Here is a 17308-nt window from a genome sequence, read left to right on the forward strand (position 1 = left end):
GTGCCGCGACGTGCGCGGTCAGGAGGGGTGGACACGCATCGGGCGTTGGGGCCTGTGGGTTGAGGCCGGCTCGCTTTGTGGGGCGGGTCGGAGCACGCGTGGCGGCGCCGGGCGTATGGATTGCCACCGAGATGCGCCCGCGTTCATCGGGACTCGTGCGTGCTAGGTCGCGCCTCTGGCCCTGGGTCAGAAGGGTGCGGGTTCCGCTGGTGCGGGTGGTGGTGCGGCAGGGGTGAAGGCGACGGCCGGGGTGGGTGCGTCTTCGCGGTAGGTCCTGCCGAGGGGTGAGGTCCATTCGAGAACGCCACCCCCCAGTTGTCGCACTCGCCAGGCGGTGAACTGCTTTATCGAGTGATGCCGCTGGCACAGGTGCGCCAGGTTGGTGAGTTCGGTTCGTCCGCCGAGGGCGTGGTCGTGCGTGTGATCGACCTCGCACCGGATCGCGGCGACGCGGCATCCTGGGAAACGGCAGTGCTGATCACGGGCTTGCAGAAACCGGCGCATCCCGGACGGGACCCGGTACGAGTCGGTTGAGACGGCGACCCCGGTGGTGGGGTCGTGGAACAGACGCTCCCAGATATGGGTACCGCCGGCGAGCGTCCGTGCGGTCGCTGGGTCAATGGGGGACCGGCCGGTGAGGTCGCAGGGCCCGTCGTCTTCTCCGGTGAGGGTGGCGGCGGGAACGAGCACCTGCACGCGGGCGCGGATCGCGCCGAGCGGGCCGGCGGTGGTGTCGCGGGTGTCGTCGAGCGCGGGAGTGCCGGCGAGGAGGAGGTCGGCGAACACGTCGGCCCGGACCTGATCGGTGGACCGGTTGTCAGTGGCGACGATGGAGGCGGCATCATCGCTGTCGCTGTCGCTGTCGCCATGCGTCGCGGCTGCGTCCCCGAACGCGGCACCCGCGCCGCCATGCGTGGCGGCCCGTTCGTCGCGGGTGTCGATGATCGCCCTTGCCTGCTGCGTGAGCCGGTCGTGGATGCCCTCCGCAACCACCGTCGGCAACGTCGCGATCACGTCGGACATCCCGTCCCGTCCCGGCACGATCCGCACGCACCGCCCAGCAGTGGCCTCCTCGTGTCGTTCCGCGAACGAGCGCGGGTGCATCCGGTGTGCGAGGATCTCGAGCTCGCCTCGCACCCGGTTCGGGGTGTCCCGTTCACACCGGGTGATCGCGACCTGTTCGAACTCCGTCCACATCTCGGCTGGCAGACTCGTCCCGGTCTCGACGATCGCGATCGCGTGGCCCCGAACGATCCGCCCGTGCTCCCATGCCTCGACGGTCGCGGGAAACCCTTCGATCAACGTCCGCGCCTCACCGATCCGGCGTTGCACGGTCCGGTCGGTGACCCGCATGACCCCGCCGACCTCGGCCGCGATCGACCGCAACGCCATGTCGTGGACCTGGACCCGCGCGTTGCGTTGCGCGGTTTGGGCTTCGGCGAGACGGCCGGCGGCGGCCAGTGCACGCAGCTCCTCGATCTGCGCGGCGGCGATCCGCCGGGCCGCGGAGTCGACGTCCGCAACGACCCGCGCCAAGGTGGCGAGATAGCCCTCGCCACCGGGGGTTTCCGCCGCATCCGTCATACCTGCACTCTGCCACTGGCCACCGACATCCACCCCGGCAAAACCGGCCCAGAACACACGATATGCACACCCGGAAAAGGAGAGTCCTCTCATCCGCGGCGAGGGCGCCACCCGACTCCGATCCTCGCCCCGACCGGAATCGGAGAATGTCGCCAGATTCGGATCGACACCTCGCACCTGATCCGAATCCAACGCACATCTCCGAATCCGCGCCCACCCCGCCGCGCCCCCGCGCCCATCCCGCCGCACCGCGCCCTCGCGCCCCCGCGCCCACCCCCGCGCCCCGCGCCCACCGCCCCCCGCCCACCCCCTCGCGCCCACCGCACCGTGCCCCGCGCGCGGCATCCGCCCCGGCCCCGACCGTAGACTCGACACGATGCCGAGGAGGAGTCAATGAAGATCGTCGTCCTGCTGAAAGAAGTGCCGGACACCTGGGGTGATCGCACGCTCGACCTCGAGACGGGGCTCGCCGCGCGCGACGCGTCCGAGCGCGTCCTCGACGAGATCGGCGAGCGCGCCCTCGAGGCTGCGCTGACCTACTCCGAGGCGAACGAGGGCACGGAGGTCGTCGTGATGACGATGGCATCGGATGCCGCGGCCGCCTCCCTTCGCAAGGGTCTCGCGATGGGGGCTCACTCCGCCGTCCAGATCACCGACGACGCCCTGCGCGGCGCCGACCTCGGCGTGACCGCGCGGGTCCTCGCCGCCGCGCTCCGCCGCACCGGATTCGACCTCGTCATCACCGGCAACCTGTCGACCGACGGTTCCGGGGGCGTCCTGCCGGCGATGCTCGCCGAGCACCTCGGAGTGCCCCAGGCGACCGCCCTCTCGGCCCTCGAGATCTCCGCCGACGGCGTCAGCGGCACCCGCGCCACCGACTTCGGCACCGCCTCGGTCACCGCTGCGCTCCCCGCCGTCATCTCGATCACCGAGGCACTCCCCGACGCCCGCTTCGCCAACTTCAAGGGCATCATGGCGGCGAAGAAGAAGCCCTTCGAGACCCTCTCCCTCGCCGATCTCGACGTCGACGTCGACCCGGCATCCGCTCCGCAGTCGATCATGACCGCCGTCGCGCAGAAGCCGCCCCGCCAGGCAGGCACGAAGATCATCGACGAGGGGGATGCCGGCGAGAAGCTCGCGGCGTTCCTCATCGAGAACCGCCTGGCGTGAGCACCGAGGAGACCATCGTGACCGACTTCGCCCCCGACTCCGTCCTCGTCTGGCTCGACGTGACCCCCGCCGGCGACCTCGCAGCCTCGGCGGCCGGACTCCTCGGCGCCGCCGCCTCGATCGGCGCCCCCGTCGCCGTGATCGTCGCCGACGAGTCCCGCCACGGCGACCTGGCTGCCGCAGCCGGCGCCCTCGGCGCGACCACAGTACTCACGGCGGGCCTCGGCCGCGCCGACACGGCACTGACCGTGCCCGTCGTCGACGCGGTGGCCGCGGCATCCGCTCTCGTGCAGCCCGACGCGATCCTCGTGTCGAACTCGATCGAGGGTCGGGATGTCGCGGGCCGCCTCGCGGCGCGCACCTCGGCCGCCCTCTGCGCCGACGCCGTCGGCGTCTCGCGCGACGACGAGGGCGTGCTCGCGCACCACTCGGTCTACGGCGGCGCCTACAACGTGACGGCCGCCGCGACCTACGGGCCGCTCGTCGTCACCCTGCGCCAGGGATCCGTCGACGCCCGGGCGACCGCGGTCGACGCGCCGGCCGTCGCGCCCCTCGAGGTCGCCGCCTCGGGCGCTCCCGCCGCGACCATCACCGGATTCGACGAGGCGGTCGCCGTCTCGAGCCGTCCCGAGCTGCGCGGCGCCGCGAAGGTCGTCTCGGGCGGACGCGGCCTCGGCTCGGCGGAGCAGTTCGCCCTCGTCGAGCAGCTCGCCGACGTGCTCGGCGCAGCGGTCGGAGCTTCGCGCGCCGCGGTCGACGCGGGCTACGTCCCCTACTCGTACCAGGTCGGCCAGACCGGTGTCTCGGTGTCGCCGCAGCTGTATGTCGCTCTCGGCATCTCAGGCGCCATCCAGCACAAGGCGGGCATGCAGACGGCGAAGACGATCGTCGCGGTGAACAAAGATGGAGACGCACCGATCTTCGACATCGCCGACTTCGGTGTCGTCGGGGACCTGTTCACCGTCGTGCCGCAGCTGATCGCGGCGCTCGAGGCGGGGAAGAAGTAGGAGCGGATGGCGACATACGCGCGTTCCGTGCGTCGGGGGCTCCCGCGCGTCTCCGGCGGCGACCCCTGGCCGCCCGCCGGCGACCCCGTCGCGCACGCTCCGGGGACGCAAGATGTCGCGGCCGAGGTCATGTCGCGACCGGACGCGTCCCCGGAACCCGTCGCCCCCGCCGTCGAGCCCGTTCCCGGGACGACGGATGCCGCATCCGCGGACGTGTCGCGACAGGTCGGGTCCCCTGAACGGCCGACGCGCATCCGCCGGGGCCTTCCCCGCGAGGCGGGCGGCGATCCTTGGCCTCCCGTGACGGATGCCGCGCCCACCGCCGCGAGCGCGGCTGCGGGTGTCGTGCCTGCCATCGCGCCGGACGCGGCGAGCGCCGTGCCTGCACCCCTCGAGACCGCGGAACCCGCGACGTCGCCCGAGCCGCACGCACCGGCCGAGGCTCTGGCATCGTCAGAGTCGGCCCCCGCCGGGTCGATGCGACGCGGCCTGCCGCGCGCCGCCGGGGGAGACCCGTGGCCGCCCGCCGGAACGGCCCCCGTGCGTCCTGCCGAGCCGACGACCCACACCGCCGAGGCGCCCCCCGCCCCGGCATCCGCCCCTGCCCCGGCATCCCCGGCCGAGGCGCCCCCCGCCCCGGCATCCCCCGCTCCCGCCGCTGTCACCCCCGCCACCCCCGACGCCTCGCGCCCCCCGCTCGCCGAGCGCCCGCTCGCGCGCGCGGGCGTCGCCCGCCGCCCCGCGCCCCGGCCGGAACCCGCGCGCATCGGTCCGTTCACGAAGGCGCAGTGGGCGGGAGTCGTCGTCCTCGGGGGAGGCGCGATCCTCTACGCCGCGGCGATGGCGGTGCTCGCGGTGCGCTGGATCCTCAGCCTCGAGCCGCTGCAGGACTTCCTCGCCACCTACCCCGGCGAGTACCACCTGCCCGAGGGCGCGCCCGTCGGCTTCCCCGCCTGGCTGAATTGGTCGCACTTCCTCAACGCGTTCTTCATGGTGCTGATCATCCGCACCGGCCTGCAGGTCCGCTCAGAGAAGCGCCCGGCCGCCATGTGGATCTCCAAGAAGGACCGCAAGCGCCGCATGAGCCTCACGCTCTGGCTGCACCAGGCCCTCGACATCCTGTGGCTGGCCAACGGCCTGATCTTCGTCGTCCTGCTCTTCGCGACCGGTCAGTGGATGCGGGTGATCCCGACGTCGTGGGAGGTGTTCCCGAACGCGCTGTCCGCCGCCCTGCAGTACGTCTCCCTCGACTGGCCGACCGAGAATGGGTGGGTCAACTACAACGCGCTGCAGCAGCTCGCCTACTTCACGACGATCTTCATCGCCGCACCCGTCGCCGCGCTCACCGGATACCGGATGAGTGCGATGTGGCCGAAGCAGGCGGCGACGCTGAACCGCGTGTACCCCGTCGAGTGGGCCCGCAAGCTGCACTTCCCGACGATGCTCTACTTCGTCGGGTTCATCGCCGTCCACGTGCTGCTGGTGCTCTCGACCGGGGCGCTGCGCAACCTGAACCACATGTATGCGGCGCAAGGATCGACCGATCCGGAAGCCTACGCCGACAACTGGACCGGCTTCTGGCTCTTCGCCCTGTCGATCGCGGTCATCGTCGCGGCCTACGTCGCGATGCGCCCGCTCGTCGTCGCCCCGGTGGCCCGCCTGTTCGGCGAGGTCAAGAGCCGCTGAGCTCGCGCCGTGCGGCATAGCACCGGTGACGGATGCACGACGCGAGGTGCGCGTGCGGCCAGGAACCGGCGCGCGAGTTCACACCAGCCCCGGCGATCGTGCAGACGTCACGGCCCCCGACCCTCACACCCCCCGAAACGGCCGACGGCGCGGCATCCGAAACGGGATGCCGCGCCGTCGAGTCTCCGAGCGTGCGTCAGCGCACGAAGCGGACCTCCGTCAGCGTCTCGCCGAGGAAGGGTTCGGTGTGGCTCGCCCCGTCGAGGGCGAACCCGTTGCGGGTGTAGAAACGGTGGGCGCGGGGGTTGTCCTCGGCGACCCACAGGTACAGCTCGGTGTCATCCTCCGGGACGACGGCGTCGAACAGGCGCTGGCCGATGCCGGTGCCGTGCCACGCGTCGAGCAGGTAGATGAAGTAGAGCTCGCGGTTGCGGGGCGCGTCGCGGTCGCGGGCGGGGCCGGAGCCGGCGAATCCCACGATCTCGCCGCCGACGAGAGCGGCGACCATGCGGAAATCGGGACCCTGCTGGGCCCAGTGCGTCCACAGCTCGGCGAGGCGGCGGGCCGACACGTTCTCGAGCGCGGCCTTGCTGATGAGGTGGTCGTAGGTCTCGTGCCAGCACGTCGCATGCACGCGACCGAGGGCTTCGGCATCCACATCGCGAACGGGACGGACGACGATGTCGGTCTGGAGTTCGGGGTCCATGGCCAGACTCTACGCACGGCCCGACGGATCGTGAAATCGACAGGGTCGCCCCCGCGCGCACGGCCCGTCGACTGTCGGAGAGCGACAACGGATGCCGCACTGTACGCGTGACCATGACTAGGCTCGCCGCTCGTGAACGTATGGTGGCGGACCCTGCTGACCCTGATGCGCGCGCGGGTGCTGTACCGCCGCCGCGGGCCCCTCCCGCCCGACGCGGTGGGCCGGATCCGGCTGCGGACCCTGCCGACCGACATCGACCTGCTCGGCCACATGAACAACGGTCGCTACGCCTCGCTGTTCGACCTCGGCCGGTTCGACCTGCTCACCCGCACCGGCATCTGGCAGACGATGGACGAGCGCGGCTGGTACGGCGTCGTCGCGAGCGAGACGGTCACGTTCCGCAAGTCCCTGCAGCTGTGGCAGCGTTTCACGGTCGAGACGCGGATCATCGGCCACGACGACAAGTCGGTCTTCCAGATGCACCGCGCCGTCGTCGACGGTGAGATCTACGCCGAGATGGTCCTGCGTGTCCGGTTCCTCCGCAAGACCGGCGGCATCGTGCCGCTCGAGGAGCTGTTCGACGCGCTCCACCGGCCCGACACCCTGCCGGAGATCCCGCAGTGGATCCACGACTGGGCCGCGGCATCCGCTCTTCCCTCGACCCGTGCCGAGGCGCCCAGTATCTGGCCCTAGCGTGTCCCGCCCCGGCGGCCGGAGGCGCGCATAGGCTGAGCGTCATGTCGGACAGCTCTGTCGCGCCACAAGCGCCCTCCTCCGACCTCGCCGAGCGGGCCATCGCCCTCGCGGAGCGCTGGGTCGCCGAATCCGCCGAGGTCACCGTCGACCCGTCGGCCGAGCGTCTGGCGGGGGTGTTGAAGGACCCGAACGGCCTGCCGTTCACCCTCGGCTTCGTCGACGGGGTGATGCGACCGGAGTCCCTCACCGCCGCGGCCACCAACCTGCAGCGTGTCGCGCCGCTCGCCCCCGCCTTCCTGCCCTGGTACCTCCGGGCAGCCGTGCGGACGGGCGGCGTCGTCGCCCCCGTCCTCCCGACGCCCGTCGTCCCCATCGCCCGCCGCGTGCTGCGCGAGATGGTGGGACACCTCATCGTCGACGCCCGGCCCGACAAGCTCGGTCCCGCTCTGCAGACTCTGCGCGAGTCGGGGGCGCGGCTCAACCTCAACCTCCTCGGCGAGGCGGTGCTCGGCGAGGCCGAGGCCCTCCGACGCCTCGAGGGGATCCACGAGCTCGTCCGGCGCGACGACGTCGACTACGTCTCGGTGAAGGTCTCGGCGATCGCGAGCCATCTCTCGATGTGGGCGTTCGACGAGATCGTGGATCGCGTCGTCGAGCGGCTGCGCCCCCTCTACCTGTCGGCGGCCGAGGACGGCACGTTCCTCAACCTCGACATGGAGGAGTACCGCGACCTCGACCTGACGATGGCCGTGTTCATGCGGGTGCTGGACGACCCGCGCCTGAAGGGCCTCGAGGCCGGCATCGTGCTGCAGGCCTACCTGCCCGACGCCCTCCCCGCCCTCCGAACCCTCACCGCGTGGGCGCGCGAGCGCGTCGGGGCCGGCGGCGCCCGCATCAAGATCCGCCTCGTCAAGGGTGCGAACCTCGCGATGGAGCACGTCGACGCGGTCATGCACGACTGGCCCACCGCCCCCTACGACTCCAAGCTCGACACCGACGCGAACTATGTACGCTGCCTCGACGAGGCGCTGCGCCCCGAGAACACCCAGGCGGTGCGGATCGGCGTCGCCGGACACAACCTCTTCCACATCGCGTACGCGTGGCTGCTCGCCGGCGAGCGCGGGGTGCAGCGCGACGTCGAGGTCGAGATGCTCCTCGGCATGGCGCAGGGCCAGGTGCAGGCCGTCGCCCGCGAGGTCGGGCACGTGCTGCTCTACGTCCCCGTCGTGCGGCCCGACGAGTTCGACGTCGCGATCAGCTACCTCGTCCGCCGGCTCGAGGAGAACGCCTCGAGCGAGAACTTCCTCTCCGCCGCGTTCGACCTCGCCTACGACCGGGCGATGTTCGTGCGCGAGCGCGACCGGTTCGCGGCATCCATCGACCGCGCCGCCGACCGCACGCTGGTGACCGGACCCCGGCGCCGCCAGGACCGCACGGCGGCAGCCGCCGACGAGGTGACGGTGACGACGGATGCCGCGGCCCCCGCGCCCTCCGACGACGCCGCCCTCACGCAGGTCGTCCTCGGCATCGCCGCGAAGGACGCGCGCCCGGCGGACCCCGACGAGACGCAGCCGGCCGGCCTGCCCGGTGGGTTCGGCGGCGACGCGTTCGTCGAGACCGCCGTCTTCTCGCCGCGCGAGAGCGCCGCCGCCGCGGGCGCCCCCGGTTTCCGCAACGCCGCCGACACCGACCCCGCCCTCCCCGCGAACCGCGCGTGGGCGCGCGAGATCCTCGGCCGTGTCCCGTCGTCGACGGCGGGGGATGCCGCGATCGCCGCAGCCCGCATCGGCGCCGAGTCCGAGCTCGAGGCCCTGCTCGGCCGCGTGGGTTCGGCGGCCGGCGCATGGGGCTCGCTGCCCGCCGCCGATCGCGCCGAGGTCCTCCTCCGTGCGGCCGGCGCGCTCGAACGTCGCCGCGCCGAGTTGATCGAGGTCGCGGCATCCGAGACCGGCAAGACACTCGCCGAGGCCGACGTCGAGGTGAGCGAAGCCGTCGATTTCGCCCGCTACTACGCTGCGACCGCGCGCGAGCTCGACCGGGTGAGCGGTGCCGTTTTCGTCCCCGACCGGGTGACGGTCGTCACACCGCCGTGGAACTTCCCGGTCGCGATCCCCGCCGGCGGCGCGCTCGCCGCCCTCGCGGCGGGCTCGGGTGTCGTCTTCAAGCCCGCGCCTCAGGCGCGCCGCTGCGCGGCGGTGGTGGCCGAAGCGATCTGGGAGGCTTTGGACGGCGCCGCCGTCGGCCGCGACATCCTCGCCCTCGTCGATCTCGACGAAGGCGGCCTCGGCACGCAGCTCATCACCCACCCGTCGGTGGACCGCGTCATCCTCACGGGGTCCTTCGAGACGGCCGCGCTCTTCCGCTCCTGGCGTCCGGACCTCGCCCTGCAGGCCGAGACGAGCGGCAAGAACGCCATGATCGTGATGCCCTCGGCCGACCTCGACCTGGCGGCATCCGATCTCGTCCGTTCGGCGTTCGGCCACGCGGGACAGAAATGCTCCGCCGCCTCGCTCGCGATCCTCGTCGGTCCGGTCGCCCGGTCGCAGCGGTTCCGCCGTCAGTTGGTGGATGCCGCGACCTCGCTCCGCGTGGGCGCGCCCGAGGACCCGCTGACCGAGGTCGGCCCCCTCGTCGAGGCCCCGACCGGCAAGCTCGCCTGGGCGCTGACGACCCTCGACGAGGACGAGGAGTGGCTCGTCGAGCCGCGCGAACTGCCGCACCAGCGCTACGGCGGACGGCTCTGGACCCCCGGCATCCGCACCGGGGTGAAGCCGGGCTCGCGGGTGCACCTCGAGGAGTTCTTCGGCCCCGTCCTGGGGGTCATGCACGCGCGGTCGCTCGAGCACGCGATCGAGCTGCAGAACGCGGTCGACTACGGCCTCACCGCGGGGCTCTATACGCAGAACCCCGACGACCTCGCCGTGTGGCTCGACCGGGTCGAAGCGGGCAACCTCTACGTCAACCGCGGCACGACGGGTGCGATCGTCCAGCGTCAGCCGTTCGGCGGCTGGAAGCGGTCCTCCGTCGGCGGCGGCGCGAAGGCCGGCGGTCCGAACCACCTCGTCGGACTCGGTTCCTGGCGGCCGACCGCGGGGGTGGCGGCGTCGTCGACGCTGCACCTCAAGGGGCTCGACTCGTCGATCGCCGACGTCATCGAGGCGGCCCAGCCCGCCCTGGGCTACGAGGCGTTCGAGTGGCTGCGCCGTGCGGCGTTGTCCGACGCCGTCGCGTGGGACCGCACCTTCGGCAAGGTCGTCGACGTCTCGCACCTGGGCGTCGAGCGCAATCTCTTCCGGTACCGTCCGGCGAGCGTCGAGATCCGATCGACGACGGATGCCGCGCCGCAGACCCTCGTGCGCGCGATCATCGCCGCCGTCCGCGCCCGCTCGACGTTCACCGTCAGCACGCCCGCGGGACTGCCCGCCACCGTGCGACAGGCGCTCGGCGCGCTCGAGGTGGCGGTGTTCGTCGAATCGGACGAGGACTGGATCGCGCGGATGGCGGCGCCCCGCGCGGAGGGCGTTCCCGCGCGGGCCGACCGGGTGCGCCTGGTGGGGCCGCCGGAGCAGGCGGGCGACGTGCGCACCGCGCTCGCCGCGGCGATCTCGGGCGATCCGGATCTGGCCGTCTACGCCGACGAGGTCACTCAGGCCGGGCGGATCGAACTGCTCCCGTTCCTGCGCGAGCAGTCGATCACGATCACGGCGCACCGCTTCGGCAACCCCGACCGGTGGAGCGAAGCCGTCATCTGAGACCGGGCGGGGCGGCCGACGAACGATTTATCCATCCGAAGAAGAAAACAACTTATCTTTCTGGTGCGGCGTCCGTCCACCCTGTTGACTGTCCTCGTGCGCTTCTGGGGGAGGCGCACGAGAACACTCCGGGGGGAGTGTCGCCCCGGATCGAGGACCTGGCGTCCTCGGCCCGGGGCATCTTTCGTCCCAGCGGCTCAGGAGTGGTGCGGACGACGGGCGTAGGCGTCGGGGTCGGCGTCCTCCCGCGGCACCATGAACGAGTCGACGAGCGCGCGCACCGTGAGCCCCAGCAGCGTCCACTCGCCGGTCGGTGTGCCGTCCGCGCCCGACAGACGGAACGTCGGGTGCGGGATCCGTTCGAGGGACCGGATGGCGAAGCCCTCGGCCATCGCCGCCATCGCCTCGGCGAAATCGTCGATCGTCAGCCCCTCGCGCATGCGCATCCCGTAGGCGTCGATGACGTACTGGTAGAGCTCGGTGAAGGCCCGGATGGACTCGCGGTGACGCTCGTGGCTGGCCTCGGTGAGCTCCGGCCAGGTGTCCGCAGCCGTCCGCAGCGCCAAAGCCACCCGGAACGACTGCGCCTCGAGCAGATCGGTCGGGTCCTCGGTGGACAGCTCCGCGGCGAGGACGTGCTGCCGGGCCGCCTGGCGGATGATCTCCTCGCCGGTGACCTCTTCGCCGATGAGCTCCTCGACCTGGGCACGCATCGCATCGGCGGGGCCGGCCACGCGCATCCGCATCATGGCGACGGCGAGCTCGCGGTGGTAGTCGGCCTGGTCGCTCCAGAGTCGGTAGGCCGCCCCGGTGGTGAGTCCCGCGCGGCGGAGGACGTCCTGCAGTCGGATGTGCTGGACGCCGGCACTGACGCCGCGCTCGAGGAGCATCTGCATGCCGGTGCGCAGCAGGAGGGTCTTCGTCTGTTCACCCGTGCGTCTGGCCATGCTCTGCATCCTGTCATTCATCGGCATGCATCCGAGGCGCCTGTCCACCGTCGCCCTCTCGGATCGACCTGGCATGATGGATCCCGGCGTGCCCTATTCGTCGGCTTCTGCAAGCTCCGTCGGGCCTCTGGACAGCGTCCGCCGCCCCGGGAACGAGGAGCGAGAATGACGACGCAGAACGACACGGTGCCTCTGCGGATCGCCCAGCGCCGCCGCTACCTCATGTGCCGCCCCGAGCACTTCACGGTGTCGTACCGGATCAACCCCTGGATGGATCCGGCGAACCCCACCGACACCGCGAAGGCCGTGCGCCAGTGGCAGGCGCTGTACGACGCCTACGTCGCGCTCGGGCACGAGGTCGAGCTCATCGATCCGGTGCCGGGGCTGCCCGACATGGTCTACACCGCGAACGGCGGATTCATCGTCGACGGCCGCGCGTTGGGCGTCCGCTTCCGCGTCGACGAGCGTCGCGGCGAGGAGCGGCCCTTCATGGACTGGTTCGCCGTCCACGGCTTCGAGGTCGTCGAGCCCGTCGAGGTGCAGGAGGGCGAGGGTGACTTCCTGCTCGTCGGCGACACGATCCTCGCGGGCACCGGATTCCGGTCGGTCGGGGACAGTCACCGCGAACTCGCCGAGGTCTTCGGGCGCGAGGTGGTGTCACTGCGCCTCGTCGATCCGCGGTTCTACCACCTCGACACGGCCATCACCGTCCTGGATCCCGTCGAGGGCCCCACGGGAGTCGAGCGGGCGAACATCGCCTACCTGCCGTCCGCGTTCGACGAGGCGTCGCAGCGGGTGCTCGCCGAGCGCTACCCCGACGCCATCCACGTGTCGGATGCCGACGGTGCCGTCTTCGGGCTGAACGCGGCCAGCGACGGCCTCCATGTCTTCGTCTCGCCCCGCGCCACCGGCTTCGCCGCGCAGCTCGAGGAGCGCGGTTACATCCCCGTCCCCATCGATCTGTCCGAGCTCCTGCTCGGCGGCGGCGGCATCAAGTGCTGCACGCTCGAACTGCGCGGAGGTGCGCGATGACCGACGTCCGGCCCCAGACGACCCCGTCCGCAGATCTCATCGCGGGCGAAGAAGCCCACGTGGCGCACAACTACCACCCCCTGCCCGTCGTGGTCGCCGAGGGTGAGGGGTCGTGGGTCACCGACGTCGAGGGGCGGCGCTACCTCGACCTGCTGTCGGCGTACTCGGCCCTGAACTTCGGGCACCGGCATCCCGCCCTCGTCGCCGCGGCGACCGAGCAGCTCGGGCGACTGACCCTCACCAGCCGAGCGTTCCACAACGACCGCCTCGGCGCCTTCGCCGACGCGCTCGCCGCCCTCGCCGGCAAGGACATGGTCCTCCCGATGAACACGGGCGCCGAAGCCGTCGAGACCGGCATCAAGGTGGCGCGGGCGTGGGCGTACCGCGTGAAGGGGGTGCCTGACGGGGCGGCGAAGATCGTCGTCGCGGCCGGCAACTTCCACGGCCGCACGACGACCATCGTGGGTTTCAGCGACGACCCGCAGGCCCGAGACGGCTTCGGGCCGTTCGCGCCCGGGTTCGAGATCGTGCCCTACGGGGATGCCGCGGCCCTCACCGCCGCGATCGACGAGAACACCGCCGCCGTCCTCATCGAGCCGATCCAGGGCGAGGCGGGCGTCGTGATCCCGCCGGACGGATACCTCCGCGCCGTCCGCGAGGCGTGCACCGCGGCGAACGTGCTGTTCATCGCCGATGAGATCCAGTCCGGCCTCGGGCGGGTCGGCACCACGTTCGCGTGCGAGCGCGAGGGTGTCGTCCCCGATCTGTACCTGCTCGGAAAGGCGCTGGGCGGCGGCATCCTCCCCGTGTCCGCCGTCGTGGGCGATCGAGACGTGCTGGGGGTCATCCACCCCGGCGAGCACGGCTCGACCTTCGGCGGCAACCCGCTCGCGGCGGCCGTCGGTCTCGCCGTCGTCGACCTGCTCCGCACCGGCGACCTGCAGAAGCGAGCACTGTCGCTCGGCGACCACCTGCGTGCGCGGCTCGAACCTCTCCTCGGGTCGGGTGTCACCGCGATCCGCGTCGCGGGCCTCTGGGCGGGCGTCGACATCGACCCGGCCGTCGGCACCGGCCGCCAGGTCGCCGAGCGGCTGCTCGCGCGGGGAGTCCTCGTCAAGGACACGCACGGGCAGACCATCCGCATGGCGCCGCCGCTGGTCATCCGTGCCACCGAGATCGACTGGGCCGTCGAGCAGTTGCGCCTCGCCCTGGAAGGCTGACCCGCGGGGCGAAACACTCCGGCAACACCGCCCGGATTAGGCTCGTCGCATGGGTGACCTCTTCGACGGATACGGCTCCACGCTGGCGCCGCGCAAGACCCCTTCCGGCGTCCCCGCGTTCGACGAGATGTTCGCCGAGGTGGCGCATCCCGGCGAGGCGGCGCAGTCGCGTTCGACCTACCGCGAGCTCTATCAGGCCCTCGCGCAGATGACGCAGGAAGAGCTGCGGGGGCGCACCGAATCCCTCGCGAGCTCGTACCTCGCACAGGGCGTCACGTTCGACTTCGCGGGCGAGGAACGACCGTTTCCGCTGGATGCCGTGCCCCGGGTCATCGCCTACGACGAGTGGTCGCGCATCGAGAAGGGCGTGCAGCAGCGCGTCCGTGCGCTCGAGGCGTTCCTCGACGACGCGTACGGCCACCAGCACGTCGTCCGCGACGGCGTGCTGCCGGCGAAGCTGATCGCGTCGTCGCAGTACTTCTACCGGCAGGCGGCCGGCATCCGCTCCGCCAACGGCGTCCGCATCCAGGTCGCCGGCATCGACCTCATCCGCGACGAGCACGGCGAGATGCGCGTGCTGGAGGACAACGTGCGTGTGCCCTCGGGCGTGAGCTACGTCATCTCCAACCGCCGGGTCATGGCGCAGACGCTGCCCGAGCTGTTCGTCTCGATGCGGGTGCGTCCCGTCGGCGACTACCCGAACAAGCTCCTGCAGGCGCTCCGCAACTCCGCGCCTCCGGGTGTCGACGATCCGAACGTCGTCGTCCTCACCCCCGGTGTCTACAACTCCGCGTACTTCGAGCACACGCTGCTCGCCCGCCTCATGGGCGTCGAACTCGTCGAGGGGCGCGACCTCGTCTGCCAGGGCGGCAAGGTCTTCATGCGCACCACGCGCGGTCCGCGCCGGGTCGACGTCATCTACCGCCGCGTCGACGACGACTTCCTCGATCCGCTGCAGTTCCGCGCCGACTCGATGCTCGGCGCCCCGGGGCTCATGCTGGCCGCGCGCCTGGGCAACGTCACGATCGCGAACGCGGTCGGCAACGGCGTCGCCGACGACAAGCTGCTCTACACGTACGTGCCCGATCTGATCCGGTACTACCTCGCCGAGGAGCCCATCCTCAAGAACGTCGACACGTGGCGGCTCGAGGACCCGGGCGCGCTCGAAGAGGTGCTCGACCGCCTCGACGAGCTCGTCGTGAAGCCCGTCGACGGCTCGGGCGGAAAGGGCCTCGTCGTCGGCCCCGACGCGAGCCCCGCCGAGCTCGACGCCCTGCGCTCGAAGCTCCTCGCCGACCCCCGCGGCTGGATCGCGCAGCCGGTCGTCATGCTCTCGACGATCCCGACCCTGGTCGACGACGGGATGCGGCCGCGCCACGCGGACCTGCGACCGTTCGCCGTCAACAACGGCGACGAGGTCTGGGTGCTCCCCGGCGGGCTCACCCGCGTCGCGCTGCCCGAGGGGCAGCTCGTCGTCAACTCCAGCCAGGGCGGCGGGTCGAAGGACACGTGGATCGTCGGCGGCGACGCGCCGAACCGCGGCGAGTACGGGCAGTCGCAGTCCCTCGCCGGCCTCGTCGCCGAGCAGGCGACGGCGACCTCCGCCATCCCGATCATCTACGACGCCCAGGACGAGCCGGACCACTCGCCGCAGGACCGGCCCCGCGCGACGGCCGAGCAGCAGGAGCAGCAGCAGCAGGGACGCGAGACCGCGGGAGGTGAGGACGCATGCTGAGCCGCATCGCCGAGAGCCTGTTCTGGATCGGGCGCTACATCGAGCGCTCCGACGGCACCGCCCGCATCCTCGACGTCCACCTGCAGCTCCTGCTCGAGGACCCGTGGATCGACGAGGACACCGCGTGCCGCTCGCTCATGGGCGTCATGGGCACGGTGACCCCCGCCGGCGATCAGCCCGTGACGCGCGCCGCCGTGCTGACGAACCTCGCCGTCGACCGCACCAACCCGTCGTCGATCGCCTACTGCCTGCAGGCGGCGCGCGAGAACGCCCGGCGCGCCCGCGAGATCGTCTCGACCGAGCTCTGGGAGACGCTGAACACGACGTACTCGCGGATGCCGCGACGGCTCAACGACGAGAAGACGCACGAGTTCTTCCAGTGGGTGCGCGAACGGGCCGCGCTCGCTGTCGGCGTGACCGACAGCTCCACGAGCCACGACGAGGCCTGGCAGTTCTTCACGCTCGGTCGGGCCATCGAGCGCACCGACATGACGGCGCGGATGCTGGCGACGCGGTCGCTGACCGAGGCATCCGGTCCGTCCTGGACGACCATCCTGCGCTCGTGCGGGGCCTACGAGGCGTACCTGCGCACCTACCGCGGCATGCCGAGCTCGCAGAACGCGGCCGAGTTCCTGCTGCTCGACCGGCTGTTCCCGCGCTCGATCATCCACTCCATCCGCACCGCCGAGCAGTGCATGAGCGCGATCGACCCCGTCGCCGACCGCGTCGGGCACTCCAACTCGGTGCTGCGCGCGCTCGGTCGTATGCGCAACGAGCTGGAGTACCGGCCGATCGAGGAGGTCCTCGCCGAGCTCCCCGCCCACATGCAGAGCGTCCAATCGGTCACCCGGGAGGCGTCCGAGGCGATCCGCGGGCGCTTCTTCCCCACCCAGGCCGAACCCAGCTGGATCGGAGAGACCTCATGAAGCGGCTGCGCATCGAGCACACGACGGGCTTCGACTACCCGGGCGAGGTCGGGGCGTCGTACAACGAGGCACGGATGCTGCCGACGACGAGCGACAGCCAGTTCGTCCTCAGCTCGCAGCTCGACATCGAGCCCTCGACGAACGTGAACTACTACGTCGACTACTTCGGCACGCGGGTCGCGGCGTTCGACGTGCTGGCGAAGCACTCGGCGATGCACATCACGGCGCGCTCGCTCGTCGAGGTGCGCGCGCGGCCCCTCACGCACCCCGACATGTCGTGGGAGGCCCTCTCGCGCGATGCGCAGCGGTCGATCGGCACGGTCGAGATGCTGTCGCAGACGCGCCGCACCGATCCGCATCCCGAGGTCGCGGCGCTCGCGTCGGGCATCGCGGCCCAGCACGAGAACCCGTCGCACGCGGCGCTCGCGATCGCGACGGCCATCGGCGAGGCCGTCGAGTACGTGCCCGGCGCGACCGAGGTGCAGTCCACCGGTGCGGAGGCGTGGGCGGAGCGCAAGGGCGTGTGCCAGGACATGGCGCACATCGCGCTCGGCGCGCTGCGCTCGGTCGGCATTCCGGCCCGGTACGTCTCGGGGTACCTGCACCCCAACCCCACCGCCGAGGTGGGCGTGCCGGTGGTCGGCGAGTCGCACGCCTGGATCGAGTGGTACGCCGGCTCCTGGCACGGCTTCGACCCGACCAACGACGCCGAGATCGGCGACCGACACGTCACGGTGGGGCGCGGGCGCGACTACAACGACGTGCCGCCGCTGCGCGGGGTCTACGCGGGACCGTTCAAGAGCCGTCTCGAGGTGCGGGTGCTCATCACCCGCGAGGCCTGACCGCC

At 71.7% G+C, this 17308-nt stretch carries 13 protein-coding genes; 10 read left to right on the forward strand and 3 right to left on the reverse strand.

Features of this window, described 5'->3' with window-relative positions; translation table 11 throughout:
- Positions 1–186: 186 nt before the first annotated feature.
- Complete coding sequence (locus Q9S71_RS07105) at positions 187–1584, reverse strand: HNH endonuclease (protein ID WP_311861721.1); 1398 nt, start codon at positions 1582–1584, stop codon at positions 187–189.
- Between the two features lie 393 nt (positions 1585–1977).
- Between Q9S71_RS07105 and Q9S71_RS07110 the strand changes: the two genes are divergently transcribed.
- Genes Q9S71_RS07110 through Q9S71_RS07120 form a run of 3 tightly spaced genes read left to right on the forward strand, consistent with a single transcriptional unit; the run spans position 1978 to position 5447 of the window.
- The gene (locus tag Q9S71_RS07110; RefSeq protein WP_311861402.1) at positions 1978–2754 is read left to right on the forward strand and encodes an electron transfer flavoprotein subunit beta/FixA family protein; all 777 of its coding nucleotides are present in this window, start codon (positions 1978–1980) and stop codon (positions 2752–2754) included.
- A gap of 17 nt (positions 2755–2771) precedes the next feature.
- Positions 2772–3761, forward strand: coding sequence for an electron transfer flavoprotein subunit alpha/FixB family protein (locus Q9S71_RS07115; protein WP_311861404.1), 990 nt, complete (start codon positions 2772–2774; stop codon positions 3759–3761).
- A gap of 6 nt (positions 3762–3767) precedes the next feature.
- Positions 3768–5447, forward strand: a complete 1680-nt coding sequence (locus tag Q9S71_RS07120) for a cytochrome b/b6 domain-containing protein (protein ID WP_311861406.1) — start codon at positions 3768–3770, stop codon at positions 5445–5447.
- A gap of 196 nt (positions 5448–5643) precedes the next feature.
- Here the strand turns inward: Q9S71_RS07120 and Q9S71_RS07125 are convergent, their stop codons facing one another.
- Positions 5644–6153 (reverse strand): GNAT family N-acetyltransferase, encoded by a 510-nt coding sequence (locus tag Q9S71_RS07125; protein ID WP_311861408.1) that lies wholly within the window; start codon positions 6151–6153, stop codon positions 5644–5646.
- Between the two features lie 132 nt (positions 6154–6285).
- On the opposite strand from Q9S71_RS07125, the gene Q9S71_RS07130 reads away from it, so the two are divergent.
- Complete coding sequence (locus Q9S71_RS07130; protein ID WP_217528454.1) at positions 6286–6846, forward strand: acyl-CoA thioesterase; 561 nt, start codon at positions 6286–6288, stop codon at positions 6844–6846.
- A 44-nt stretch (positions 6847–6890) separates the two neighbouring features.
- Positions 6891–10601: a proline dehydrogenase family protein gene (locus tag Q9S71_RS07135; RefSeq protein ID WP_311861411.1), complete on the forward strand. Its 3711-nt coding sequence runs from the start codon at positions 6891–6893 to the stop codon at positions 10599–10601.
- A 197-nt stretch (positions 10602–10798) separates the two neighbouring features.
- Here Q9S71_RS07135 and Q9S71_RS07140 read toward each other — a convergent pair whose 3' ends face one another.
- The gene (locus Q9S71_RS07140) at positions 10799–11548 is read right to left on the reverse strand and encodes a hypothetical protein (protein WP_311861413.1); all 750 of its coding nucleotides are present in this window, start codon (positions 11546–11548) and stop codon (positions 10799–10801) included.
- A 165-nt stretch (positions 11549–11713) separates the two neighbouring features.
- Here Q9S71_RS07140 and ddaH point away from each other — a divergent pair, with 165 nt between their 5' ends.
- The 5 genes from ddaH to Q9S71_RS07165 are packed head-to-tail and all read left to right on the forward strand — an operon-like array spanning position 11714 to position 17303.
- Positions 11714–12580 carry a dimethylargininase gene (ddaH, locus tag Q9S71_RS07145; RefSeq protein WP_311861415.1) on the forward strand — a complete coding sequence of 289 codons (867 nt, stop codon included), beginning with the start codon at positions 11714–11716 and terminating at the stop codon, positions 12578–12580.
- Positions 12577–13800, forward strand: a complete 1224-nt coding sequence (rocD, locus tag Q9S71_RS07150; protein WP_311861416.1) for an ornithine--oxo-acid transaminase — start codon at positions 12577–12579, stop codon at positions 13798–13800. Before ddaH ends, rocD begins: the two co-directional genes overlap by 4 nt.
- Before the next feature lie 49 nt (positions 13801–13849).
- Positions 13850–15535, forward strand: coding sequence for a circularly permuted type 2 ATP-grasp protein (locus Q9S71_RS07155; protein WP_217528444.1), 1686 nt, complete (start codon positions 13850–13852; stop codon positions 15533–15535).
- Positions 15529–16461, forward strand: a complete 933-nt coding sequence (locus Q9S71_RS07160; protein WP_064003372.1) for an alpha-E domain-containing protein — start codon at positions 15529–15531, stop codon at positions 16459–16461. Before Q9S71_RS07155 ends, Q9S71_RS07160 begins: the two co-directional genes overlap by 7 nt.
- Positions 16458–17303: a transglutaminase family protein gene (locus Q9S71_RS07165; RefSeq protein WP_311861418.1), complete on the forward strand. Its 846-nt coding sequence runs from the start codon at positions 16458–16460 to the stop codon at positions 17301–17303. Before Q9S71_RS07160 ends, Q9S71_RS07165 begins: the two co-directional genes overlap by 4 nt.
- The last annotated feature ends 5 nt before the right edge of the window (positions 17304–17308 follow it).

The sequence above is a fragment of the Microbacterium gawkjiense genome, from assembly GCF_031932225.1.
GTDB lineage: Bacteria > Actinomycetota > Actinomycetes > Actinomycetales > Microbacteriaceae > Microbacterium > Microbacterium gawkjiense.